Origin of the sequence: Cellvibrio mixtus subsp. mixtus J3-8, from assembly GCF_000766945.1 — a bacterium.
In the GTDB taxonomy this organism is placed as follows: Bacteria; Pseudomonadota; Gammaproteobacteria; order Pseudomonadales; family Cellvibrionaceae; genus Cellvibrio; species Cellvibrio mixtus_A.
This window is the reverse complement of sequence record NZ_KN266209.1, coordinates 301478-327403: the sequence shown is the minus strand read 5'-3', so window position 1 is coordinate 327403 and position 25926 is coordinate 301478. Positions and strand designations below refer to the sequence as shown.

The following is a 25926-nucleotide window of genomic DNA, read 5'->3' as shown; positions in this document are numbered from 1 at the left end:
AAGCCGGGATAGAATCCCGGCTTTTTTTTGCGATAAATTATTTGCGAGAAATACGATAACTGCTGCAAGTATTGGTGCTACTTCCACTACCAACCGTTTCTACATTAGAAATGCTATTTGCACTAACAGTGCAGCTGTCAACAGCACCAGAGCTGTTATAGCTAACAGATTTGGTTGCAACAATTTCTGCCCCGCTCGCATGGGTGCAAACCAAAATAGATTGATTACCCCAAAACCCATAGGCAACCATGTTCCATGAACAACCAGGTTTAGTGTAATTACCGTAATAACTACCTTTCGATTCAAAAACCTCAGCGCTGGCTTGCGCTGCAATCGAAAACATTCCACACACCGCCAAAGAAAGAAAAATAGATTTAACGCTAAATACTTTCATAGTTTTATATTCCTTGTTAATACCATTGATAGTAATGGCATTAAAAAGTTAGTGTTAACCTATAGTAAAGTCAATTAGCCTATTTGGTGGTCGTTTTAAATTTTAATGGCAATATTTTTAAAATGAATCAAGCCGCAATAGCATTTTCATAGAAGAAATTTATTATTTATATAATTCATTGATTAACGTTTAGAAAATAATTCGAATAAGGTTTTATTAATATTTGAGCAATTAATGCGTTATTTATCCAATGGCTATTAAAAAAACTTCGGGAATTCTCCGGCATCTTTAAATTCTTATTAGCCAATCATGAACAATTGGCTCTATAAAAATTATTGGCTCCTTGAATCCAAAGTTCTACATCCTTCATCCAATAGATTGGGAATACCAGATTTCCTCCAACCCCAACTTGGGAATTTGGCGTTCTCTCCGTGTGAGTATGTCTGCCAATAACCTCGCTCTGGTAATGGCAGTGTTGACCCCGGCAGCTTAACTGCCGGGGATTTTTTGCCGTTGGTAATTGTTATGCGCCTTTTATGGAAGAAACCACCTGCAGAGGTTGATGCATGTGTTAATTTGAAGCATGCACCCATAGGTACACGTTAAATAAAAAAACCAGAAATGAATCCAATCGGGTGACGGGTGCGTCAAATCCCTCAAGTTCCCGTGTTACTACTACTTTCGATTGGGAAATCGTCATGGATAGTTTGCAAGAAATCCTCTTTACCCTGCGCCAGAACAAGCTGCGTACCGGGCTTACCGCTTTTGGTGTGTTCTGGGGAATTTTAATGTTGATCCTGTTGCTCGGCGCCGGGCGTGGGATGGAAAAAGCCCTGGCCGACGGCTGGAGCAATGACGTTGCCGATTCCATCTGGATTTTCCCCAGCACTACCTCTGTGCCTTACATGGGCTTACCCGTTGGCCGCAAGATCGCATTAACTGAAGCGGACATGGCAGCTGTGCGTCAGCAAATTCCCGGGGTGCGTTTTATTTCCAGTGAGAACCCGCTCGGTTCATTTATCAATTCTGATGTTTCAATTACATATGGGCCCAAATCCGGCAGCTTCGGTGTGCTGGGTGTGGCTGACCAATATTTCAATATTAAGGAAAAAGTCCGCTTCGATGATGGTCGCCGTTTGAATTTATTGGATGAAGATGACAATCGTAAAGTGGTAGTTATCGGCACGCGTGTGAGTGAACGATTATTTACGACCCATGCTGAAGCGATTGGTAAGGAAATTCAAATCAACGGTATTTCATTCAAAGTGATTGGTTTGTTTTTTGATAAAGGCAATCAGGGTCGTATGTCTGAACGGGTTTATTTGCCGGTCACTGCTTTCAAAAAGGCATTTGGTGGCGGGCAGGAAGTTTCTTTGATTACGGTGCGCCCAAAGGCCGGTGTTGACGGCATAAAACTGGAAGAACAAATTCTAACGTTGCTTAAACAGCGCCACAAAATTGCACCCGACGATGTACGTGCAATTGAAGTTAGCAATAAAGCGCGTGAAGCCGCTGACCTTAATGCAATGTTTACCGGTTTGAATATGTTTATCTGGATGGTGGGAATCGGCACCTTGCTCGCAGGAATTGTGGGCGTGAGCAACATCATGATTATCACTGTGAAAGAACGCACGCGTGAAATCGGTATTCGTAAAGCATTGGGCGCAAATCCCGCATCCATTGTTGGCAGCTTGTTATTTGAATCGGTATTGGTCACCAGTATTGCGGGTTATAGCGGTTTGGTATTGGGCGTGGGGATTCTTGAAGGTGTATCAGCATTACTCACGAAAATGAAAATCGAATTACCGTTTTTTCGTCAGCCGGATATTGATATGGGTGTTGCAGTGAGTGCATTGATATTACTGATTCTGGCTGGTGTTATTGCAGGGTTAATGCCCGCCTTGCGCGCAGCGCGCATCACACCCATTGAAGCCATGAAAGCAGAATAAACAGGAAGTAAATTATGTTTGATGTGGATAAGTGGCAAGAAATACTCACCAGCTTAGGCAAGCAAAAATTACGCACCGGCCTAACGGCGTTCGGGGTTTTCTGGGGCATTTTTATGTTAGTGATACTGCTCGGTTTTGGCACCGGCTTTGGAACTAAAATTGAAAAAATTTTTGGTGATGCAAAAAGTGTGGTGATTTTTTGGACCTCCAATACTACCCAACTCAGTTTTGAAGGATTAAGTAAAGGCCGTGCAATAAAATTTACCCAGGAGGATGTGGATGCAATTCGCCAATCTATTGCGTCGGTAAATCTGGTCGATGGTAAAAATAACCTCGGTAACTTTGGTGCGGCGCAATATATTGTTTACGGTAAAGAAAGTGGTTCTTTTTCAGTATCGGGCACCCATGCCGGTTGGGAGCCCTTTGAATTTATCCGCATGATCGAAGGCCGTTTCATTAACCCGCTTGATGAAAAAGAAAAACGAAAAATCGCCGTAATAGGCACACGTGTAAAAGAAGTGCTATTTAAAAATGGTGTTAATCCCATTGGTGAGTCCATTATTGTTGGCGGCGTAAAATTTAAAGTTGTCGGTATTTATAAATCCAATGAACCCGATGGTGCACAAGAAGCTAACGGCAAAATATTTTTACCCAATGAAACCTTGCGCCAGGCTTTTAACCAGATGGATGCTTTTCACGTTTTGTTTTTTTCACCCAAACCCGGTTTCAGCGCTTTTGATATGGAGCGCGACGTAAAAAAATTGTTATATGAGCGTAAAAAGATTCATCCGAACGATACTGGCGTGATTGGAGGTTTTAATATGGAACAAAACTACCAGATGAATCGCGGCCTGGTTGACGGGGTGTTGGGCTTTAGCTGGATGGTCGCGATTGGCACTATCATCGCTGGTGTGATCGGCGTCGGTAATATTATGTTGGTGGTTGTGAAAGAACGCACACGTGAGATTGGTTTGCGCAAAGCCATGGGGGCAACACCGACGAATATCAGTTTAATGATTATCCATGAATCATTAGTAATTACATTTATTGCCGGTTACGCCGGGCTTACAACCGGGGTATTACTGCTAGAAGGTATTCGCGCGCTGCTGATCAAGTTGGGGCAGGGTGAGGGATTATTTGCTTCACCTTATATTGATATCAAAATCGCCCTTATGGCATTAAGCGTTTTGGTGTTAACCGGTGTTCTCGCTGCACTCTTGCCCGCCGCCAAGGCCGCGTCGGTAAATCCTATAACTGCATTGCAGGATGAATAATTTTTTCGCGCGAGTGAATCCAAAACAATTAGATACACATCCAATGAAATAACAGCGGCAAAATGCACCGGTCAAAGTTTATCAACCGATACTCGTTAATCGATAGGTACTGACACTTGTCACAAAAGTGTTAAGTCAACGTAAATGTAATCGGAGAACAGTGCAAAAGCCTCTAAGCTGGTGAGAGGTACATCAGGCTCACAGCATACAGATAACAGGAAGCCATCATGATCAAATTACATAACATCCACAAATACTACCATTCCGGTGAGCAGCCTTTGCATGTGCTAAAGGGAATTGATTTGCATATCCGCGAAGGTGAATTGGTATCGATCATGGGGTCATCAGGTTCCGGCAAATCTACATTGTTAAATATACTCGGTATCCTGGATAGCCACGATGAGGGCGATTATTTTCTCGCCGGTCGCGAAATTAAAAATCTAAAAGAAAAAACCGCCGCTAAATTGCGCAATGAATTGCTCGGTTTTGTTTTTCAATCGTTCAACTTATTGCCATTTAAAAATGCGACCGAGAATGTTGCATTGCCGTTGTATTACCAGGGTATAAGTCGAAAAGAGCGCAATTACCGCGCTGATAAATATCTGGAAATGGTAGGTCTTTCCCATCGCGCCAAACACATGCCCAATGAAATGTCGGGTGGACAAAAACAACGTGTGGCTATTGCACGCGCATTGGTAACCAAACCCAAAGTAATTCTTGCGGACGAACCGACCGGTGCGCTGGATAGCCAGACGACGCAAGAAGTAATGTCGTTGATGAAAGAAATCCATCAACTGGGTAACACCATTGTGATTGTTACCCACGAACAGGATATTGCTGACCAAACCCAGCGCCAGATTATTTTAAAAGATGGATTAATTGTTTCTGGTCATCATCATCACTCTCATCATGCCAACGAAATTGCCGATCAGGATGAAGAAGAAATCCTTGGTTGATTGCTACCTATAAGAAGGCGATATGGACGGTTTACAGGAAATTCTCTACACCTTGCGTATGAATAAATTACGCACTGCGCTCACTGCATTTGGTGTGTTTTGGGGAATATTTATGTTGATACTGCTGCTCGGGGCCGGGCGCGGTATGCAAAACGGTGTTTATGAAGATTTCGGCTCCGATGTACTGGATTTTATTATCGCCTACACAGGTACAACCTCGGTGGCTTACAAAGGCATGGGGTTGGGTCGGCAAATCCAGTTAACACAAGACGATGTCGATGCAATCAAACAACAAATTCCCGAGGTTCGTTTTATCGCCGCTGAAAGCCAGCGCGATGGCATTTCACTTGTGTATGGGCGCAAGAATGCCAGCTTCGGTGTGCATGGTGTGCCCGATGAATATTTTGATGTGAAAGAAAGTATTCCCTTTAACCTGGGGCGCAAACTGAATCCGTTTGATGAAAAAGAATTACGCAAAATTGCTGTGATCGGCACTGTTGTGGCGGAACGTTTGTTTGGCAAGGATGTGGATCCGGTCAATAAAGATATTCGCGTTAACGGTGTGGTAATGAAAGTAGTGGGTGTGTTTTACGACAAAGGAAACCGCGGACGCGATTCAGAGCGCGTATACATCCCGCAATCAACTTTCCAGAAAATGTTTGGTACCAGTAATCGCATCGGCTCTATCTGGTTGCGTCCGCATTTAGGGTTGGATGGTTTTGAAGTAGAGAAAAAGGTAATCGAATTATTACAGCGCCGCCATTCGGTATCACCGGAAGATAAACGCGCAATCCGCTCATTCAATATGGCGGAGCCAGCGAAAATGGTGAACGGATTATTCCTCGGTATTAATTCATTTATCTGGTTTGTAGGACTGGGCACGTTAATGGCGGGTATTGTGGGCGTGAGCAATATCATGATTATTACCGTGAAGGAGCGCACCCGTGAAATCGGTATTCGCAAAGCGCTCGGCGCGACACCGTTCAGTATTGTAAGTACCTTGTTGCTGGAATCGATCCTGGTGACGAGTATCGCCGGTTACGCGGGCCTGGTTATGGGGGTAGGTTTAATTGAATTGATTTCATTTGGATTGAATTCCGTGGGCGCGCAATTGCCATTCTTTAAAAATCCGGAAGTTAATTTTCAGGTTGCCATTACGGCCATTATTTTATTGATTGTTGTCGGTGCGTTGGCGGGCCTGGTACCCGCACTGCGTGCGGCGAAAATTATGCCGATTGAAGCCATGCGTGCGGATTAGCAGGAACCACTGATGATTATTGATACCGAAAAGTGGCAAGAGATTTTTAAAACTTTTGGCCAACATAAATTGCGTACCACATTGACTGCCTTTGGTGTGTTCTGGGGCATTTTTATGCTTACCGTTCTGCTTGGAGCGGGTAAGGGATTGGAAAATGGAGTAAACGAAGGTTTCCCGCGCGTACCCAATATTGTGTGGGTGTGGGTACAAGGTCATACGCAATTGCCTTACCAGGGTATGCCAATCGGCAGGCAAATCGCCTTTAAACCGGAAGATGTTGCCGCGATCGAAAAAAATGTGCCCAGTGTCGGTTTTATTCGCGGCCAAAATTCCGTAGGTATCTGGAGTGGGACGCCGCCTTATGCGGTACACAAGGATAAAAACGGTACGTTCTTTGTGGAAGGGATACACGCAAAGATGGAAAACATTAACTCACTGGCAATGATCGAAGGCCGCAGCATCAATGAGTTTGATGATCGCGAAAAACGCAAGACCGTTATCATCGGTACACGTGTACGCACGCAGCTGTTTGCCGAAGGTGAAAACCCTGTCGGTGCTGATATCACTATCAACGGCATCAGTTTTAAAGTAGTTGGTGTATTTAAATCACTTGCTAATGGTAACCAGCAGCAGGAAGAGGAAAAAATTTATATTCCCAACGATACCCTGCGCTACGCCTTTAACCAGGTTGGATGGATCGGCAGTTTTGTTATCCAGCCCAAACCGGGTTTGCATGCGCGCGTCGCAGAGGAGAATGTAAAAAAATATCTCTCTGAATTAAAAAAAGTAGACCCCAATGACGTCGGTGTATTTGGCAGTTTTAATTTGCAAAACGAATTCGACAAAATCGAAGGTTTGTTTACTGGCATAAAAGTATTCAGTTGGGTCGTAGCGATTGGCACCATCATGGCTGGTGCGATCGGAGTGGGGAATATCATGCTGATCGTAGTGAAAGAGCGCACGCGCGAAATCGGTTTGCGCAAAGCGCTCGGCGCCACACCTAATTCTATTATCGGCATGATTGTCCAGGAATCGATTTTCATCACCACCGTAGCGGGGTATTTCGGTTTGGTAATGGGCGTGTTGCTGTTGGAAGGTATCGCCAAATTGCTGGAAGCCAGCGGTGGAAAAGCAGGATTTTTTGGTAAACCGGAAGTGGATTTTACCACGGCATTCACGGCGTTAATTGTATTAGTAATATCGGGTTTGCTTGCATCGTTGATGCCAGCAGCCAAAGCAGCGGGCGTAAATCCAATCGTTGCGCTGCAAGATGAATAGTCAGGAATTTTACCTGTTTAACCGTTACATATTCTAAAAACATTTTTTTCAGCAATAGCAAAGAAGGACACCATGAAAAAGTTTATTTGGTACGCAGTGTTGGGTTTGATTGCGGTTGTGTTTATCGGCACAGCGGTATTTTTGTATAACAAATCCCAGGAGAAACCCGTTACCTACACCTCTGATGCTGTATTTAAAACTACCATCGTGAAAAAGACAGTCGCCGTGGGTAAAGTGATTCCACGTCGCGAAGTGGAAATTAAATCGCAAGTATCCGGTGTGGTGGAGCAGTTGTATGTTGTTGCCGGCCAGAACGTAAATAAAGGCGATATCATCGCCAAGATTACGCTTGCTCCGAGTATGGTGTTGCTTAACCAGGCTGAATCCCAACTGGAAACTGCAAAATTGAATTTGCAAAATGCCACGGTTGAGTTTGATCGCCAGAAAAAACTCTTTGCCGATAAATTAATTTCTGCATCTGAGTACAACAAGTTTCTATTGAATTACGACTTGCAGCGTGAAGCTGTGACATCGGCAGAAAACAATTTATTGTTGATGAAATCCGGTGCGACCAAGAAATCTGACAAAGTGTCAAACATGATCCCGGCAACTGTCACCGGTATGATTCTGGATCTGCCTTATAAAGAAGGTGCATTTATTGTTGAGACCAGTTCGTTTGGTGCAGGCACTACTATCGCCACATTGGCGGATATGAAGGACATGATTTTTGAAGGTATGGTAGATGAATCGGAGGTAGGCAAAATTCGCGAAGGTATGGAATTGGTATTGGACGTTGGCGCCCTGGAAGGCGAACCTTTTACTGCCAAACTTGAATATATTTCTCCGAAGGGCGTAACCGATCAGGGTACGATTAAATTCCAGATCCGCGCGGCCGTGAAATTGAGTGAGAAATTATTCCTGCGTTCCAATTACAGCGCCAATGCCGATATCGTTCTGGACAAGAAAGAAAACGTCATCGCCATTAATGAAGGCAACCTGATTGTGGAAGAAAAAGCGCAATTTGTGGAAGTAGAAACCGGCCCGCAAAAATTCGAAAAGCGTGAGGTTAAAACCGGTATTTCTGACGGTATCAATATTGAAATCATTAAAGGTTTGAAAGAAGGCGATAAGATCAAGCATCGTTAAGCCAACAGCAATTCATCATTATCTCCAAAGAGCGAATCTTGGGTTCGCTCTTTTTTTTTGTCTTTCCGTAAAAAAATAACTGTATTGGCAATATTCAACGTTGCTTGATGCTACGATGAATATTGCCAATCTTAATGTGTAGAAATCTACTTCTTGGTTGCCGCCACTTCCAATTCCATAAAATAAATTGTGGTGGTTGCTTCAAATCCGGAGTCGGTTGATAACAGAATCCAGATATTGCCTTTATCGTCGGTGGTTGCGGTGAATGCGCCTTTATCGCTGAGGAGGGATTTTTTCATATAGCTGGTATTGTTATCGCCGCATTCGCGATTATTGGCGAAATCCCCGACCAGAATGGCATCAGTGCCGCCGCTGCCTTGTTGGCCTTTATCAATGTTCATTAATAAATTGCCGGCTCCATCGTTAGTGGCTTTAGGTTCGGTTTTACTGGCGCCGATTTTTACCCACACACTTTCACCCGGTGCACCGCCGACGCCCATACAATTTTTTTGCGCGTTAGTACCAAAGGTAACTTTAAAACGGAAATCGTAACGGGTATTTGGCTCCAGGCCGTCTACCTGTTTGGTGACAAACATATAAAGGTCGTCACTGTGATTGTTGCCGCTTAGTTTAAAACCTTTGCGATTGGTACCCAGTGACGTGGGTAGGGTTTCAAGGCCGGAGGATAATTCATAAAATGTTTCCTGGCCTGCAGGATAATCGGCAAAGCCGGGTTTCCAACCGGTGGCGCCATCATTGAAATCGATATAAAGCATTTTGGTATTGCGATCAGGCTTGGGTAAATCATCACTATCGCTGCCGCAGGCAGTGAACAGGCCAAGGATAGGCAATATCAATAATGTTTTTTTCAGCAGGGCGAGGGTTGACATAGTACAGCTCCAAAAAATAGTCCAAAACGCAATAGATCGAAAAAGTGTTTTTTTACACGGATAATTTTCTGTGCTTGCCTGCCACTAATCTGTGGGCGAAATGTAGAAGGACGTTAAAAAGTGTAATTGTCACAATTCAATTGGCGAAAATTGGTTTTATAACGTGGAGATGATGCATTGATGTGCGTGTGCGTTGCATGCTGGTATCCTAAGCGGATGGTGATAGCAGGATCTGTAGTTGATCTGGACGAATTTGTAATAATTTGTAATCGGCTGTGGCTTACTACAAATCATTACAACGCCATTGCGCCGAGCCGTTTATAAATAACCATAGAACACTATTTCCTGAAAACGGGTTACCGTAAAACTGATACCTGATATTGCTATGAACCATTTCTTCAAATCCATTGCCTTTGGCGCAGCTGCATTATTTGCAGTCACCAGTTATGCCTGCGAGCAAGGTGAGAAAGATTGTGTAGAGGTGGGTACCTGGGATATCAGCGTAGGTATCGGCATTGGTGTCCGCACCAATCCGGTAGACGATGGGGATGATATTCCGCTGGTACTGATTCCACAGATCAATTACAACGGCGAACATTTTTTTATCCAGAACCTGGACCTGGGTGTGATTGTGTGGGAAAACGAAACCCAACAACTCAACCTCATGATAACCCCCAGTTATGATCAGGTATTTTTTGATCGCTGGAATCCGTCCAACTTTTTTACTGAATCCAATACACTGGTCTCTGCCGGAGTTAACGGTGGCAAGAAGAATGACTATAGTGGTTTTGCACCGGAGATTGAGGGCGGCACCGAGTTGGTCAGCCCCGGTTTTAAAGATGTAAATCAGCGCGATCTACGCAACCGTCGCACCGCTGGCCTTGGCGGCATTGAATATCAATTCTCAACAGCGCTGGCAGATTTCCAGTTTCAATATTTGAGTGAATTTACCGGTTTGTATCACGGCGATGAGGCGCGCCTGTCTGTTGCAAAACACTGGGTTAGCGGCAAGCATCACGTAATTGGCTCGCTGGGTGCCGTGTGGCAAAGTGAGGAAGTGGTAAATTATTATTACGGCGTAACGCCGCCGGAAGCGGATTCGCGCGGCACCTATGTGGCTGATGCTGCTATCAGTGGTATCGCCCGTATTGATTGGAACTATGAACTAACAGAACGCTGGGACTTGCGTTTCTTGGCGAGTTATCGCCAATTACCCGATGAAATCTCGGCGAGTCCACTTATAAACGATAATAAAGTGATCACGGTTTTCTTTGGGGGGGTGTACCATTTTTGATGGAAACCCGCTGAGCGCCCGCGCTGTTACCACCCTCGTTAAACTGTTATTTCTGGCGGCCTTGCTGCCGGGAAGCTATGTCCGTGCGCAACCATCCACTGCCGAGTCGTCGTCATCCTTACCTTTGATCCAATTTTCGATTAAGCCGCGCTTGTGTGTACTGAATGCAGGTGAGGAAGTTTGCCATGATGAATTGCAGGTGAAATGGGAATCCGCTGTGACACGTTCATTGTGTTTGTATCAATCGGATAAAACCGATCCGTTGCGCTGTTGGGAAAATGAAAATCGCGGCGAATACCAGTTTGAATTGACGGCAAGTGTCAGCACCGATTTCCAATTGCGTGAAACCCTGAGCAATAAAGCTTTAAGCGATCAACGCTTCCAGGTCGTCTACAATGACAAGAAGTTTCGCAAAGCCCGGCGCAATCCCTGGAGTTTTTTTTAACACGTCAGCAGGTATGTAAAAACCATGTCGCAAAACAATTTAATTTTACTGGTCGAGGATGACCGCCGTTTGGCGCAGTTGGTGAAAGATTTCCTGGAAAGCAATGATTTTCAGGTGGCAATAGAAGATAACGGCAATCGTGTAATTCGCCAGGCACAAAACTTGAATCCGGCATTGATCGTGCTGGATTTAATGTTGCCAGGAAAAGATGGTCTCACCTTGTGCAAAGAATTGCGCCCGAATTTTAAAGGCCCGATTTTGATGCTCACCGCCCGCGATTCGGATCTGGACCAGGTACTGGGCCTGGAATACGGTGCCGATGATTATGTGATTAAACCGGCCGAGCCGCGCGTGTTGCTTGCGCGTATTCGCGCGCTGATGCGTCGCTATTATCAAAACGATCCGCGCGAACAGGAAAGCATTACCTTTGGCGAACTGAATATCCAGCCGGGTGCGCGCAAAGTATCACTAGCCGCGCAGGAAGTGGTGTTGTCCAGCCATGAGTTTGATTTATTGCTCGCACTGGCGGTGCAAGCCGGACAAATTCTCAGCCGCGAATTTTTATTCAACCACATTTATAATCGCGAATATGATGGCCTTGATAGAACTATCGATGTGCGCATTTCGCAACTGCGGAAAAAATTAAACGATAATCCGGAAAATCCCACGCGCATTAAAACCATTTGGGGTAAGGGTTATTTATTTATTGCGGATGCCTGGTAGTAAATCGGTTTTATAAAAAGCTCAACCTGCGCAGCGCGCCCCAGGCTACGGGAATAGAATTTATCAATGAATCGCGCGTTTATTTCACTGTATTTTTTTATCGTTGCCTCGGTGGTGTTAATCGGTTGGGGTCTCAATCAATTTTGGGAAACGCTCGCGCCTGAACAGGAAGCCAGTGCGGAAGTACACGCGTTGTTTAATCTGGTCGAACGCGATTTATTGGTTCATCAAACGCAAACCTCCTACCAACCGATAAGCCAACAACAGGTCCAGCAACTCTCCGCCGATTTGCAGTTAACCCTGGAAATTCTTGCACTGGATGACGTTGCCCAGTCGGAAGCCATGCGTGAATTGCACGCAGGGAAAATTTTATCGGCGAGCGGCGATGGCAATATTATCTGGTACAAGCGGCTCGCTGATACCCATCAGGTATTGATGTTGGTTGTGCCGCAAACCGATGATCGCGAGTCGCCGTGGTACGATGTGCTGCTCATTGTTTTTTATCTCGGTATCGCACTGGCCATTTATTTGTGGGTGTGGCCGTTATCGCGCGACAGCAAAAAACTCGAAGTACAAACCCGCACAATGGGTAAAGACGGTGTACCGCAAACGCTGGATATTTCTCCCACCTCCACACTCTATCCATTAGCACTTGCGTTTAACCAGATGGCGCAGCGCTTGCGCGAATTAATTACTTCCCATCGCGAAATGACTAACGCGGTTTCCCACGAATTGCGCACACCACTTGCGCGGATGAAATTTGCGCTGGCGATGATTGATGAGGAAAAACTCAGCGATAAAGACCACCGCCAATTGCGCAGCCTGGAGCAGGATATCGCGGAGATGGAATCGCTGATCAGTTCATTGTTAATGTACGCCGGTTTCGAACAAAAAACCCAGCGCTTGCACCAAACGGCAGGTTATATGGGTGATTTACTCGATGAAATCCAGCTGCGTTTTTCCCGTCACAATGAACGCAATTTGCAATTAACAGTGAATGACGCCAGCAATAATGCAGTGGTGTATTGCGAGTGGAAATTAATTGAAACGGTTTTGCAAAACCTCATCAATAACGCCAGGCGTTACGCACAAACCCACATCGCTGTAGAAATCCGGCACACCGAATCTGAATATATTATTGCAGTAGAAGATGACGGCCCGGGAATTCCTGCTGACAAGCGCGAACGGGTTTTTGAATCCTTTGTGCGTTTGTACCATGAAGATGAATCCGCCAGCGAAAAATCCAACGGCTCCGCCACCGGCGGTTTCGGCTTGGGCCTCGCCATCGTCAAACGCATTATGCAATGGCACAAGGGCAAGGCGGAATTTGTGGAACCGCAACAATTGGGTGGCGCGCGGGCCCAGGTGCGTTGGCCGAAATAAACTCCCTCAATACCGGCAGTTTTTTATTGCTAACCAGTTCCCCTCCTCTAATGTTTATACATTGCTACATTTTTTGGGGTGGCTATGACTACTACCACAATCCTGTCCAGGTTTGTTATTCCACATTTGTTTAACAAATGTGCAACAACAGGGCTGGCGCTTATTAAAACCTTGAGGTTAAAATGAGGGCGCCTTCACACGAAAGGGCCATGAATCACATTTTTACGTGATCATGCATGGCGATCCAACTGCACCTGTTTTTGCACCAATAAAATTAATGTTTCGCAATTGCAGTGGTTCAGCCTCATAAACGAGAGTTTATCCCCATCGGCAACTATGCTATTCGGTCCAGCAGCTTCCTTATCGGGTAAGTTGCATTCTGTGTTTGTATTTTTCAGATAGAAAATTGAAAGGCCTTGAGCCTTGGCTGCCTCGCTGGTTGATAATGGGCAGACCTTATAAGAAGTGTAATAACTGGCAATGCTTTCAAATCATCGTGTCGATACCAGAGGCCATCGCTGGCATGTCTGGCGGTGTTGTTTTGTCCGCGTTTAGCAAACTGCGTGGACGCACAATAACGATAAGAGAAAGCATTATGAGAACCCATTTGCTAACAGCCCTGGGGCTGGCGCTGGTGTTGTCTGCCTGTGGCGGCGATTCCAAAAAAGGCGGCTCCCACACCAGTTCGACGCCCACGGGCACCAACCAGTCGAGCGCGCCGGTTATTGTGGCGAGTTCGGCCCAGGCCCAATCCAGCAGTCCGTCCAGTACCGCGCCAACGTTGGCGTCCGGGGTATTTGTGGATGCCTTTGTGGCAGGCATTAGCTATCGCACGGAAACCCAAAGCGGGGTGACCAATGCGCGTGGCGAGTTTAATTATTTGCCGGGCGAGACAGTGACTTTCTCCATCGGCGATTTGGTATTTCCACCGGTACCCGCCAAAAGTATAGTGACGCCGCTGGATATGGCGCAGACCCTGAACCCGGCGTCGCCCGTGGTGTTGAACATTGCACGCTTGCTGCAAACCCTGGATACCGATGGTGACCCTGCCAACGGTATTACTATCAGCCCGACAGCAGCGCAATTCGCTGCCACCGTGGATTTCAACCTGAGCCTGGCCCAGTTTGCAGCGTCGCCAGCGGTGGTGAACCTGGTAGCTAATTCCGGCTCGGTGAATACCATCGTGGTATCGGTGCAGCAGGCATTGAACCATCTGCGCAATACCCTGACCCTGGCCGGCGTGCCTATGGTTGAGACCAGCAGCTCGGCCCAAAGCAGTGCGCCGGTGGTGGCGACCAGTTCCAGTTCGTCATCCAGTGTGATAGTTGTGGTTCCGCCAGGTTCCAGCTCAACAGCATCTTCCACAATACCTGTATCTTCATCGGCGCCTTCTTCCAGCCCGGCAACGCTGTCCAGCAGCAGCCAATCCAGCAGTGCGACGCCGGTAACAACGTCTGCGCCGGGTTCCAGTTCATTGGCTACCAGTTCCAGTGTGACGGCTACCTCCGTTGCCAGTAGTGCGCCGGTGTCCAGCGCCGCCGGTAGCTCCTTAAGCAGCAGTAGTTCTTCGGTCGCAGGCCCGGATTTTAATACTGTGTTTGGGTTTGCCTCGCTCAATGGCGGGACTACCGGTGGCTCCGGCGCCGATAAAGTAGAAGTTGCCGTGTGTACCGGTGCGGAGATCACGGCGGCATTGGCTAACCCTGCTTACAGCGGCAAGCCGTTAACGATTTATGTGGATGGCGTGGTTACCTGGCACAACGCTGGCAACAGTGATATCAAACTCAATCGCCCTAATGTATCGATTATCGGGCGCGGGGCGAACGCTGAATTCTGGGGCACGGGTATCCATATCACTGCCAGTAATGTGATTGTGCGCAACCTGAAGATGTACCACGTACCGCAAAGCCGCGGCCAGGGCGACATTATTACGATTGATGGCCGTACCGGTCCGGTGCGCAATGTGTGGATCGACCACAACGAATTATTTAATGACCTGAACACGCCGATCCCTGCGACTATTACTGATCCGGTCCTGCGCGATGAGTACAAGAAAGATTATTACGACGAGCTGGTCAGTGGCCGCAGTGACGTGGCAGATATCACCATTTCCTATAACTACCTCCATGACAGCTGGAAAACCTCACTTTGGGGGTCGTCGGATGACGATGCGTTTGACCGCCGTATCACCTGGCACCACAACCATTGGCACCATGTGAATTCGCGTTTGCCGCTGTTTCGTTATGGTAAGGGCCATATCTACAACAACTACTACAACGGTGTAGATACGTCAGCGATTAACTCGCGCATGGGCGCCATTATCCGTGTTGAGCGCAACGTGTTTGAGAACACTAAAAATCCGGTGTTGTCGCAGGACAGCAGGGCAGTCGGCTATTGGGAATTGATTGAAAACCAGTTGCGCCAGCCGATTATCTGGGTCGATAAAGAAGACACAGTTGACACGGTGAATATCATCGCCGATGAACTGTTGGCTGATAGCGCCTCTACCGGTCACCTGACGTTGCCAGCGGGCTACCTTTACCTGCCCAGCCTGATTGCTACCGAAGATGTGCCCGGATATGTGCAGCAATATGCCGGTGTTGGCAAGATCAACACTGCGCCAGCCACCTTGAGCTGTCCGCGCCCGGAATGGGATATCGAGCCACCGCCACCGCCGGGTGACGAACCGGTAACCGCTGATCCAACCACAGTTAATTGGAGCATTTTCAACGGGGATCTCAGTCCGTTTGCAGCGGATTCCATCACTTTAGCAAATGGTTCTAAAACCACCTTTGGTATCCAGGGCAGCGCCAGCGATTTCACCGCGACTGGCACCGGCTCTGTGCTGTTCGATTCCACCGCGTTAACCACCAAAAACAACCGCGCGCGGGTAAACAATGTGGCGGGAACGGGTTATCCCAAATATTTCACCCTGATCGCCGGTATCAAAGGCTTTAATCCGCCGACCAATGCCCGGGTAATTGAGCTGGAAGCAGCGCTGGGCGGGGATGCAGAGGCGACTTCGGCCAGCCGCCTGAAAGTCGTGTTGCGGGCTGATGGAACCAACCAGGGCGTACAGTTTGAAGGGGCTGCATTACCGTCTACCGCCTACGGTATGGCGATGGATCAATATCGTGTTTATCACTTTACGGTAGCCATGACCAACCCCACGACTGGCTGGATACGCGCGTATCTGGATGGTTCCAATACGCCAATCCTGGCGCAGGAAGAAGTACAAATGTTGTCTACCCCCGCTGCTAATAACTACCTGCAGATAGGCGATGGTGGCGGCAACAGTTACAAAGCGCTGATTGATTGGGTGGTGTGGACCGATACCGGTGCCTATACCCCGGCGCAGTTAACCGACTTGTTGCCGGCGAATATCGGTTGTGTGAAAGGCTATGGTGCATCCGAAAACCTGTCCAACTGCGATTTCAGTGGTATCGGTGTAACCAGTTCATCGGCTGTCAGTTCCTCTGTGGGGAGCAGTGCCGGCGATACGGGTTCATCAGCGGGCACATCGTCTGGCGGTGTGATAGTGGGCAGTTCCACCAGTGCCGCAACCTCATCTGCGCCGGATACCTCTTCCAGTGGCGCCAGCAGTTCAGTGGCACCGGCGTTTGCGTGCAGCTCGGAACCGGGTTTGTATTTCTGTGATGATTTTGCCAGCGGTTCAGGTAAATGGGATTTGCTGCCAGTGGCTGGGCCCAATGGCCTGTTCGACATCCTCAACGATGCCGGTAATAACAATGTATTGCGCTATACCGCCGCCTCGAGCGGCGGTGTTGGCGGCGTTTTGGCCCTCATCAAACCGGAGCAATTAGCCGCCGTCACCTCCGGTGATTACTACGTGGAAGCACGTATTCGCCCACGTCTCAACGCTAGTGGCACCGCCCAACGCAGCATTTACGTGATGGCGCGCTACCAGGATGTTAATAACTGGTACGGCGTGGGTATGATCGCCCATGAAAGCAGCCAGCCGCGGGTGGAAATTGTAGAGCGCAACAGCGCCAGCAATCCGGCCAGCACCGGCGCCATGCGTTATCCTACTACCATTAACCTCGGTACCGCCGGGGCGACTAATGGTGAGTGGTACAAGCTGCGCCTGGAAATGATTGGTACTGAAATGACGCTGTACCTGAATGACCTGGCGGTGGGCAGTTTCAGTGATGCGAGCCTGACCCAACGCGGGCTGATCGGTATTTTTACCAGCAACCGTTCCTTCGAGATCGATGACATTAAAGTCGGTAATGCCAACGATAAACCGCCAGTACCGTCGCAGCTGACTATTTCACCCGCCGCAGAATACAACGCGGAAGTGGGCGATGACCCGCTGGTCATTACCGTCACTGCCAAAAACCAGCAGAATGGGAATGACACTTTTACCGTAGAGTCAAGCAACCCGGCGGTAGTCAGTGCCAGCATCAACGGTAATCAGGTGAGCCTGGACCCGGTAGGGGCGGGCACCGCAACTATCACCTTTACCAGTGGTTCGGACCCGAACCTGACCCGCACCCTGGGTGCGACTATCGCACCGCAATTTGTAATGCCGACCGCGACCTACAACCTGAGTGGCCGGGTGACACCGGCCGCAAGTGAAACTGGTGCTTATGCGGATACCAGCCTGACCCTGACCTTTGATTCCCCACCGGTGTTGGGCAGCGCCGGTTCGATTCGTATTTTCAAAAGCAGCGATGACTCGCTGGTGGATACCATCAAGCTGGTCGGTCACAAAGACAATATTGGTTACAGCACCTATCGCACGCTGAATACGCGCCCGATCAGTATTTCCGGCAATACTGCCACTATCGCCCTGCAAAGCAAAAAGCTGGACTACAACACCAGCTATTACGTGGCGGTCAGCGGCTCGGCGTTTACTGGCGCGACCCTGGCGACCTTGCCGTTTGAGGGTATTGGTAAAAACGCAGGCTGGAACTTTACTACCAGGCCTGCACCCGCAGCAGGTTTGACCGCACTCACTGTTGACGATAACGGCACCAGCGCCGATTTCCGCACCCTGCAAGGCGCACTTAACTATGTGATGCAAAACCTGACGAAGTCCGATCCGGCAACGATCACGGTGAAAAACGGGACTTATCCGGAGCTGCTTTACCTGCGTAACAAAGACAACCTGACTATCACCGGTGAAAGCCGCGAGGGTGTGGTGATCCAGTACCAAAACTCTGAAGCGCTCAATGCCGGTTCTGCCGGTCGCCCGGTCTTCCTGGTGGAATTGGCGGATTTGCTGGCGCTGGAAAACCTGACCTTGAAAAATACCACCATCAAAACCAGCAGTGGTGGGCAGGCGGAGACGATTTACTTCAACTCCACCGGCCGTTTGATCGCCAAAAATGCCAATTTTATCAGCGAGCAGGACACGCTCCAGCTCAAGGGTTATAGCTGGTTCTATCGCACGTTAGTGGCAGGCAATGTGGATTTCATCTGGGGTAACAACAACGTTTCCCTGTTTGAAGAAAGTGAGATCCGTTCATTGGGCGATAGCAGCAACGCCAGCAACGGCGGCTATGTGGTCCAGGCGCGCACCCTGACGGCGGCGGATAAAGGCTTCGTATTCCTGAACAGCAACCTGACCCAGGGCGCAGGCCCGGTGGGCCACACGATACCAGTGGGTGCAACTTACCTGGCGCGTAGTCCGGGTACGGCTGCTACCTGGGATAACGTGGTGTTTATTAACAGCCGCATGGATACCCATATCAATGCTGCCGGTTGGGCGGTGGCAGGCGTGAATGGCCAGCCGGCGCCGAATCCGGTCACACCGTCAGCAACCACTGGCTGGCGTGAATTTGCGACTATGGATGCGAGCGGCACTACCATCAACCTGGCCAGCCGTGTCGGTGGCCGTGAGTTATCGCTGGCGGAAGTGGCGAGCGATTACTGTAACCGCGCGCAGATTTTTGCCGCATATAACGGTGGTGCAGGGTGGGATCCGTTGCCGGGCGACAGTACCGACTGTGTGAACTTCGGGCATTCAGGCTCGTCTGCAGGTAGCTCATCCAGTGCTGCCTCCACCGCCAGCAGCAGCGATACCAGCAGCGCGGCATCCTCCACAGAGACCAGCGCTTCCAGTTCATCGGCCAGTTCAACACCGGCAGGGGATGGTTCATCCAGTTCGTCCAGCGCGGCAGCGACCCTAACCAAAACCTGGGGCTTTGATTCTGCGGCTTACGCGACCGCAGATACCAGCCTGTTTGGCGCTGCCTATAGCGCGTCTGCTGATAACGGCATCAAGGTCACCGGCGGCGATATCACTGTCGATGGCCTGGTGTTTAATTCCACTGCCGCCAATGTGCTGCGTTACCGTGCGGCGGGTTCGGCGAACAATGCCACGGCGACTGCCGTATGGAATACCAACGGTTCGTTCTTCACCAATAACGCCACCCTGATTCCGGCGGTAGGTGAGGATTTGCCTTCTAACGTGCGCACTTATATCGCAGTGCCAGTGGAATCAGGCAAGGCCTTGGCTTTGAGCATTAGCTATCGTCAGACCGGTGCCAACACTGTGACTGCCGGCAAGTTCGCGCTGGTGGGTAGCGATGGCAAAGTGCTGGCCGTGAAAGATGCCAGCTACGCCAATGCCAGTGCCGGTGATTCCATTACGTTGACACTGGATGCGAGCCATAGCCAAACCGCGGTCAAACTGATTTATGGCCGCGAAGGCCTGGCTTCCGGGGGAGTGAATATTCTGGAGATTGTTCGCAACCAATAAGATAGTTTCCCGCAACGCAAAAACCCGGCCATGCGCCGGGTTTTTTAACGTCCAAACGTGTTTAAAACGCCCAAAGCTGTTGATTTCAGGTAAATGAAAGTAAATAAAGCTTGTAATTCAAGACCTTATCACCGTCAATTACCCCCTGACTATGTACATCCAAGGTAAGGTTACGATGATTAGTGGATTGAAAGCCTTTTTTAAACTGGAAGCCGCCAGCGGTATTTTGCTAATCCTGGCGGCGATTCTGGCGCTGGTTGCCGCCAATACCTCGCTCAAGGTTTATTACGATCAGCTACTGCACGTCGATGTCATCGTGGCTATCGGCGAATTCGCCATCGCCAAACCGCTGCTGCTGTGGATCAATGATGGCCTGATGGCGCTGTTTTTCCTGGTGGTCGGCCTTGAGCTTAAACGTGAGGTGTTGGTTGGCGAGCTTAACCAGTTATCCAAGATCGCCTTGCCGGGTATCGCCGCGATTGGCGGGATGCTGGTACCGGCGTTGATCTATGCCTTTATCAATCGCCACGATCCTTACGCCTTGCACGGTTGGGCCATTCCCACCGCGACTGATATCGCCTTTGCCTTGGGGGTGTTGGGGTTACTGGGTTCACGGATTCCACCCAGTTTGAAGATCTTCCTGGTATCGCTCGCGATCTTCGACGATATAGGTGCGATCATCATTATTGCGCTCTTCTATACTGCGGATCTTTCATTGCTGGCCGTCAGTGTTGCAGCGGCGGGTATCGCCATGTTGATATTTATGAATCGCCAGGGCGTGGTCAGTAAATCAGCCTACCTGATTGTGGGGCTGGTGGTGTGGGTCAGCCTGCTGAAATCCGGTGTCCACGCTACACTGGCCGGGGTCGCCATTGCGTTGTGCATTCCCTACAGCGGGCGCAATGCGGAAGATAAACCGGTTTATCCGTTACAAGACCTGGAAAAAGACCTGCACAGTCCGGTCGCCTTTGGCATTTTACCCCTCTTCGCCTTTGCCAACGCCGGTCTGCCACTGGCGGGTATGAGTTTGGGTGATGTATTTTCACCTGTGCCCCTTGGTATTGCGCTGGGCTTGTTCCTTGGCAAACAGATCGGGGTGATGCTGTTTACCTGGCTGGCGGTGGTGCTGAAAATCGGCAAGTTGCCGGGCGATGTAAGCTGGTCCCAGCTGTACGGGGTGGCGGTGATTTGCGGCATTGGATTTACCATGAGCCTGTTTATCGGTTCGCTCGCCTTTACTCAGACTGAAGTTTCCGGTGACCGCCTGGGAATTCTGGTGGGCTCGCTCTTTTCTGCGGTGTTGGGGTACCTGTGGCTGCGCTATGTGGCCCGGCCCAAACCGGTGTTACGCGAAAATGAACATTCGTCTTGACCTGAAATCCAAAACCGGCAGATCACACCATATCTGTTGCATTGACGAATGGATGAACCCGCGTGTAGCGATAATACTCCATAGGGGGTTTGTGCAGACGTGATTCCGGATATTGGCCATTGAGGAGATTGCATGGAAATACTGCTGATTATTGCATTGCCTTTGCTCGGAGCCGGCTTACCGCTGTTAACGGAACGTTTCGGGCGTAATATTTGTGCAATCTCGGCGGCCCTTGGCCCGGCGTTGTCGCTTATCCTGATCCTCCAGTACATCCCTGCGTTACTCCAACACCAGATGTTTTTCCTGCACCAACCCTGGGTTCCCCAATTGGGCCTGGATTTCAGCCTGCGGCTTGATGGGTTGGGAATGATCTTCGCGTTGATGATTCTGGTAATCGGTTTATTAGTCATCCTTTACGCCCGCTATTACATTTCCAACAAGGATTCCCTTGGTCGTCTTTATGCATTGTTGCAGCTGTTTATGATGGCGATGCTCGGCATAGTCCTGGCCGATAACCTGCTGTTACTGGTGGTGTTCTGGGAATTGACCAGCCTGATGTCGTTCCTGTTGATTGGCTACTGGTCGCACAGTACCGAGGCGCGTAAAGGTGCGCGTATGGCACTGGCGATTACCGGTGCCGGTGGATTGAGTTTGCTGGCGGGTGCGCTGATCCTCGGGCAGATTGTCGGTTCCTATAACCTGGATATGATCCTTAACTCTTCAGCGCTGATCCAGTCCCATGGGTTGTACCCGGTAGTATTGATCCTGATTTTGATCGGTGCCTTTACCAAGTCGGCCCAGTTTCCCTTCTATTTCTGGCTGCCTCATGCCATGGCAGCACCGACGCCGGCCTCGGCCTATTTGCATTCAGCGACTATGGTGAAAGCGGGGGTGTTTTTGCTGGCGCGCTTGTATCCGGCGTTGTCGGGATCGGATTTGTGGTTTTACCTGGTGACCTTTACCGGTCTGACAACCCTGGTGTTTGGCGCCTACAACGCCTTGTTCAAGCACGACCTGAAAGGGTTACTGGCTTACTCGACGATCAGCCACCTCGGCCTGATCACCATGTTGTTTGGTTTCAGCAGTGATCTGGCCACCATTGCCGCGCTGTTCCATATCATCAACCACGCGACCTTCAAGGCCTCGCTGTTCATGGCGGCGGGGATTATCGACCACGAAACCGGCACGCGCGATATGCGCAGGATCTTCGGGCTGGCGAGATTTATGCCGGTAACGGCGACGGTGGCGATGGTGTCGGCCTCGGCCATGGCCGGGGTGCCATTACTCAACGGTTTCCTGAGTAAGGAGATGTTTTTCTCGGAAACATTGAAGCTCGACCAACTCGGCAACTTCAGCTACATATTTCCGCTGTTGGCAACATTTGCCGGTATTTTTGCGGTGGCTTACTCCTATCGGTTTATCCACGATGTGTTCTTCAACGGCGAGCCTAATAAGGATTTGCCGATCTATCCCCCCCATGAAGCGCCGCTCTATATGATCCTGCCGATGGCAGTGCTGGGGCTGTTGTGCCTGGCGCTGGGAACTATGCCTAATTTGCTGGTATCGCCCTTACTTCATGCTGCCGCTTACGCTGTGTTGGGTACCGATATTCCGCGTTATCACCTGGCGATATGGCACGGCTTTAACCTGCCATTATTGATGAGCTTCGTTGCCTTGGGGGGCGGATTATTGCTCTATTACCAGCGCAAAGGTTTATTCGCCTTCTATGAGCGCGGCTACCGTGTGGACCAGAAGGTAGTGTTTGAGAAACGTATCCAGCGGTTGGTGCGCCTTGCCCAGCGCTGTACTGACGCGGTGGAAAACGGGTCGTTGCAGCGTTCAGTGGCGGTGATTATCACTGCGACGCTGGTCATGGCTGCCATTGAGTTCTGGCCGCTCGGGAATATCCTTGGTGAAATTCCGCTCACACCCATCGATGGTATCAGCGTGATCATGGCCAGTATTATGATTGTGGCTGCCGTTGTCACCGTATCGAGCCATCACAATCGCTATGCGGCGTTACTGGCGTTGAGTGCGGTGGGGTTGGTGGTGTCACTGGCGTTCGTGCGCTTCTCCGCGCCCGATCTGGCGCTCACGCAAATTTCGGTGGAAGTGGTCACCATTATTTTGCTGATGTTGGCGCTCTTTTTCCTGCCGCAACTTACACCTTACGAATCCAGCTGGCGCCGGGCAATTCGCGATATGGTACTGGCAGGTGGTGCGGGTATTGCCGTCGGTTTGTTTACCCTGGCGATCCTCACCCGGCCTTACGACACCGGCCTCGCCGATTTCTTTATTGCTAACAGTGTCAGCGGTGGTGGCGGCACCAATGTGGTCAACGTGATTCTGGTCGATTTCCGCGGCTTCGATACCTTTGGTGAAATTACCGTACTGGCAATTGCCGGCCTGGGTGTATTCCTGGTGTTGCAAGGTCTGGAATTGTCGGTTCCACGCACTGACCGTCACGGCCGCCAATGGACGCGCGACCCTTATCCAATCATTATCACCGTGCTCTCGCGCATGTTTTTCCCGCTTGCATTAATGGTGTCAGTGTTTATTTTCCTGCGTGGCCACAACCAGCCGGGCGGTGGCTTTATCGCCGGCTTGATCACCGCTATCGCCCTGATCCTGCAATATATTTGCAGCGGCACCGACTGGGTGCGCCAGCGTTTGCCGGTGGATTACGGGCGCATGAGTGTGGTCGGGATCCTGGTTGCGGTGTTTACCGGGATGGGCAGCTGGTTGTTTGGTTATCCCTTCCTGACCACCACCTTTACCCACCTGCATTTGCCGCTGGTGGGGGATATCGAACTCGCCTCGGCGATGGTCTTTGATATCGGTGTTTACGTCACCGTAGTCGGCGCGACCCTGTTGATGCTCTCGCAATTGGGCAACCTGGCGCAAACTATCGATCCCCAGGCTGAAACTGATCCTGACTTTACTTCTGAGGAATCCAGATAATGGAAGCGCTCGTTGCCGTTGTTATTGCAGTGCTGGTGAGTTGTGGAGTGTACTTGCTGCTGCGTGCCCGTACTTTCCCGGTGATCCTTGGCCTGACATTGCTCTCTTACGCTGTGAACCTGTTTATCTTCGTAATGGGCCGCTTGCGCTCCGGGGCGCCGGCGGTGATTGGTTCATCGGAGAGCTACGCCGACCCGATCCCCCAGGCGCTGGTGTTAACCGCTATCGTCATCGGCTTTGCCATGACTGCGTTCCTGCTGGTGCTCTCCCTGCGCGCCCGCGCCGAACTTGGTAATGACCATGTGGATGGCAGCGCCGCTATCGGTGAAAAACCGAGCAAGCCGGTACGTCCGCTAGAGGAGGACGAGGTTTGAACCATGGCATTCTCGCCCCTATCGTCCTGCCGCTAATCACGGCGATCCTGCTGATCCTGCTGTCCGGGCGGCGTAGCCTGATCCGCAGTATCAGCTTGTTGTCTGCCACTGCATCGTTGGGGATTTGTGTCTGGCTGTTGATGCAAGCCAGCGATGGCCAGATCCGCCTCTACGCACCGGGTAACTGGCAGCCTCCCTTTGGTATTTTGCTGGTGCTGGATCGGCTGAGCGCCTTGATGTTGCTGGTAACCGCCGTGCTGGCGTTCTTTAGCATTGCCTACGCCGTCCGCGGCCACGACGCTCCGGGCGACAAGCTCCATGCGATGGTGCATTTCCTGCTCGTGGGGGTGAACGGCGCTTTCCTGACTGGCGATTTGTTTAACCTGTTCGTGTTCTTCGAGATTCTGTTGATCTCCTCCTACGGCCTGTTATTGCACGGCCGGGGCGTAGAGCGGGCGCGCTCCGGCCTGCATTATGTGATCGTGAACCTGATCGGCTCGGCGTTGTTCCTGATGGGGGTCTCCGCGCTCTACGGCATCACCGGTTCGCTCAACATGGCGGACCTGGGCGATAAGATGGCCAAACTCGATCCTGCCGATGCGCCACTCGCCGCCACTGCCGGAATCCTTTTGTTGGTGGTCTTCGGCCTCAAAGCCGCCATGGCTCCGTTCTACTTCTGGTTGCCGCGCGCCTATGCCGCCGCAAGCGCGCCCGTCGCGGCCATGTTTGCGATTATGACTAAAGTAGGTATCTACGCGATAATCCGGGTTTATACGCAAATCTTCGGCGAAAACGCTGAAACCCTGGCCAATTTCGCCTGGTGGTGGCTGTGGCCAATTGCGTTGGTCACACTGGTGATGGGTCTGCTCGGTGCCTTATCCGCGCGCGAACTGCGCGTGCAAATCGCCTATCTGGTGATTGTTTCAGTAGGTACTTTGCTGGCGGGGATTGCCCTCAATCGCGAAGCCGGCTTGGCAGCGAGCCTTTACTACCTCATCCATTCCACAATGATTTGCGGTGCCATGTTCCTGCTTGCCGATTTAATCCTGCGCCAGCGTGGAGAACTGCTCGATCATATCGGCGAAGGCCCGCGCCTGCGCCAATCGGCGTTGCTGGGTGTGTTGTTTTTTATCGCTGCTGTTGCCGTTGCCGGGTTGCCGCCGTTCAGCGGATTTATCGGCAAGTTGCTTTTGCTCAATGCAGCCGGCGTGCAGGCTGATGCGGTAGTGCTATGGATAATCGTGCTGGCGGGCAGTTTGACCACTCTCATCGCCCTCAGCCGCTCCGGTTCGATGATTTTCTGGCAAACCACCGACCAGGTTGAATCCGCGCCCGCCGCTGACAAAGGCGCATTGCTCGCTGTCATTGGATTGCTCGGTTGTGTGATGGTGGTGACTTTTGCCGCTGGCCCGATACTGGATTACACCTTTAAGGCTGCGCAGCAACTGCGGGAACCGGGCGTTTACCTGCAGGCAATGCAACAATTCCGTGTGCGATAAGGG

General features: G+C 50.2%; 17 protein-coding genes. 15 read left to right on the top strand and 2 right to left on the bottom strand.

The genetic code is table 11. From position 1 onward, the window contains the following. Positions 1–37: 37 nt before the first annotated feature. A complete protein-coding gene (locus tag A596_RS14790) occupies positions 38–394 on the bottom strand; it encodes a hypothetical protein (protein WP_039916103.1) in 357 nt (118 codons plus the stop codon). A 698-nt stretch (positions 395–1092) separates the two neighbouring features. On the opposite strand from A596_RS14790, the gene A596_RS14785 reads away from it, so the two are divergent. The 6 genes from A596_RS14785 to A596_RS14760 all read left to right on the top strand — a co-directional run bounded on the left by A596_RS14785 (position 1093) and on the right by A596_RS14760 (position 8255). Further along, positions 1093–2343 carry an ABC transporter permease gene (locus tag A596_RS14785; RefSeq protein ID WP_039916101.1) on the top strand — a complete coding sequence of 417 codons (1251 nt, stop codon included), beginning with the start codon at positions 1093–1095 and terminating at the stop codon, positions 2341–2343. 14 nt (positions 2344–2357) lie between these two features. Continuing rightward, a complete protein-coding gene (locus tag A596_RS14780; protein WP_039916098.1) occupies positions 2358–3617 on the top strand; it encodes an ABC transporter permease in 1260 nt (419 codons plus the stop codon). A 227-nt stretch (positions 3618–3844) separates the two neighbouring features. Then, entirely contained in the window at positions 3845–4573 is a 729-nt protein-coding gene (locus tag A596_RS14775; RefSeq protein ID WP_039916097.1) for an ABC transporter ATP-binding protein, read from the top strand. A 22-nt stretch (positions 4574–4595) separates the two neighbouring features. Further along, positions 4596–5831 carry an ABC transporter permease gene (locus tag A596_RS14770; RefSeq protein ID WP_039916095.1) on the top strand — a complete coding sequence of 412 codons (1236 nt, stop codon included), beginning with the start codon at positions 4596–4598 and terminating at the stop codon, positions 5829–5831. Between the two features lie 12 nt (positions 5832–5843). Further along, on the top strand, positions 5844–7109 hold the full coding sequence (locus A596_RS14765) for an ABC transporter permease (RefSeq protein WP_052417542.1): 1266 nt from the start codon (positions 5844–5846) through the stop codon (positions 7107–7109). A 72-nt stretch (positions 7110–7181) separates the two neighbouring features. Further along, positions 7182–8255, top strand: coding sequence for an efflux RND transporter periplasmic adaptor subunit (locus A596_RS14760; protein WP_039916091.1), 1074 nt, complete (start codon positions 7182–7184; stop codon positions 8253–8255). A gap of 146 nt (positions 8256–8401) precedes the next feature. On the opposite strand, the gene A596_RS14755 is transcribed toward A596_RS14760, so the two are convergent. After that, the gene (locus A596_RS14755) at positions 8402–9145 is read right to left on the bottom strand and encodes a hypothetical protein (RefSeq protein ID WP_052417541.1); all 744 of its coding nucleotides are present in this window, start codon (positions 9143–9145) and stop codon (positions 8402–8404) included. A gap of 385 nt (positions 9146–9530) precedes the next feature. Between A596_RS14755 and A596_RS14750 the strand changes: the two genes are divergently transcribed. The 9 genes from A596_RS14750 (at position 9531) to A596_RS14705 (ending at position 25923) form a co-directional block, all read left to right on the top strand. Next, entirely contained in the window at positions 9531–10439 is a 909-nt protein-coding gene (locus A596_RS14750) for a MipA/OmpV family protein (RefSeq protein ID WP_039916090.1), read from the top strand. Continuing rightward, the gene (locus A596_RS14745; RefSeq protein WP_235425740.1) at positions 10417–10884 is read left to right on the top strand and encodes a DUF3019 domain-containing protein; all 468 of its coding nucleotides are present in this window, start codon (positions 10417–10419) and stop codon (positions 10882–10884) included. Before A596_RS14750 ends, A596_RS14745 begins: the two co-directional genes overlap by 23 nt. Positions 10885–10908: 24 nt before the next feature. Next, positions 10909–11607 (top strand): winged helix-turn-helix domain-containing protein, encoded by a 699-nt coding sequence (locus tag A596_RS14740; protein ID WP_039916089.1) that lies wholly within the window; start codon positions 10909–10911, stop codon positions 11605–11607. Between the two features lie 66 nt (positions 11608–11673). Beyond that, positions 11674–12990: an ATP-binding protein gene (locus A596_RS14735; RefSeq protein ID WP_039916088.1), complete on the top strand. Its 1317-nt coding sequence runs from the start codon at positions 11674–11676 to the stop codon at positions 12988–12990. 595 nt (positions 12991–13585) lie between these two features. Next, positions 13586–19717, top strand: coding sequence for a pectinesterase family protein (locus tag A596_RS22700; protein WP_152600192.1), 6132 nt, complete (start codon positions 13586–13588; stop codon positions 19715–19717). A 151-nt stretch (positions 19718–19868) separates the two neighbouring features. Next, complete coding sequence (gene nhaA / locus A596_RS14720; protein ID WP_412130316.1) at positions 19869–21089, top strand: Na+/H+ antiporter NhaA; 1221 nt, start codon at positions 19869–19871, stop codon at positions 21087–21089. 132 nt (positions 21090–21221) lie between these two features. After that, positions 21222–24050 (top strand): monovalent cation/H+ antiporter subunit A, encoded by a 2829-nt coding sequence (locus tag A596_RS14715; RefSeq protein WP_039916084.1) that lies wholly within the window; start codon positions 21222–21224, stop codon positions 24048–24050. Further along, entirely contained in the window at positions 24050–24424 is a 375-nt protein-coding gene (locus A596_RS14710; RefSeq protein WP_039916081.1) for a Na+/H+ antiporter subunit C, read from the top strand. Before A596_RS14715 ends, A596_RS14710 begins: the two co-directional genes overlap by 1 nt. Then, complete coding sequence (locus A596_RS14705; RefSeq protein ID WP_039916078.1) at positions 24421–25923, top strand: monovalent cation/H+ antiporter subunit D; 1503 nt, start codon at positions 24421–24423, stop codon at positions 25921–25923. Before A596_RS14710 ends, A596_RS14705 begins: the two co-directional genes overlap by 4 nt. The last annotated feature ends 3 nt before the right edge of the window (positions 25924–25926 follow it).

Bases quoted from the DNA above. Each gene is read 5' to 3' on its own strand.
- A596_RS14760 (WP_039916091.1), top strand. From the start codon at position 7,182: ATGAAAAAGTTTATTTGGTACGCAGTGTTGGGTTTGATTGCGGTTGTG.
- A596_RS14735 (WP_039916088.1), top strand. From the start codon at position 11,674: ATGAATCGCGCGTTTATTTCACTGTATTTTTTTATCGTTGCCTCGGTG.
- A596_RS14780 (WP_039916098.1), top strand. From the start codon at position 2,358: ATGTTTGATGTGGATAAGTGGCAAGAAATACTCACCAGCTTAGGCAAG.
- A596_RS14790 (WP_039916103.1), bottom strand. From the start codon at position 394: ATGAAAGTATTTAGCGTTAAATCTATTTTTCTTTCTTTGGCGGTGTGT.
- A596_RS22700 (WP_152600192.1), top strand. From the start codon at position 13,586: ATGAGAACCCATTTGCTAACAGCCCTGGGGCTGGCGCTGGTGTTGTCT.
- nhaA (WP_412130316.1), top strand. From the start codon at position 19,869: ATGTACATCCAAGGTAAGGTTACGATGATTAGTGGATTGAAAGCCTTT.
- A596_RS14740 (WP_039916089.1), top strand. From the start codon at position 10,909: ATGTCGCAAAACAATTTAATTTTACTGGTCGAGGATGACCGCCGTTTG.
- A596_RS14755 (WP_052417541.1), bottom strand. From the start codon at position 9,145: ATGTCAACCCTCGCCCTGCTGAAAAAAACATTATTGATATTGCCTATC.
- A596_RS14765 (WP_052417542.1), top strand. From the start codon at position 5,844: ATGATTATTGATACCGAAAAGTGGCAAGAGATTTTTAAAACTTTTGGC.
- A596_RS14785 (WP_039916101.1), top strand. From the start codon at position 1,093: ATGGATAGTTTGCAAGAAATCCTCTTTACCCTGCGCCAGAACAAGCTG.
- A596_RS14775 (WP_039916097.1), top strand. From the start codon at position 3,845: ATGATCAAATTACATAACATCCACAAATACTACCATTCCGGTGAGCAG.
- A596_RS14715 (WP_039916084.1), top strand. From the start codon at position 21,222: ATGGAAATACTGCTGATTATTGCATTGCCTTTGCTCGGAGCCGGCTTA.
- A596_RS14770 (WP_039916095.1), top strand. From the start codon at position 4,596: ATGGACGGTTTACAGGAAATTCTCTACACCTTGCGTATGAATAAATTA.
- A596_RS14710 (WP_039916081.1), top strand. From the start codon at position 24,050: ATGGAAGCGCTCGTTGCCGTTGTTATTGCAGTGCTGGTGAGTTGTGGA.
- A596_RS14750 (WP_039916090.1), top strand. From the start codon at position 9,531: ATGAACCATTTCTTCAAATCCATTGCCTTTGGCGCAGCTGCATTATTT.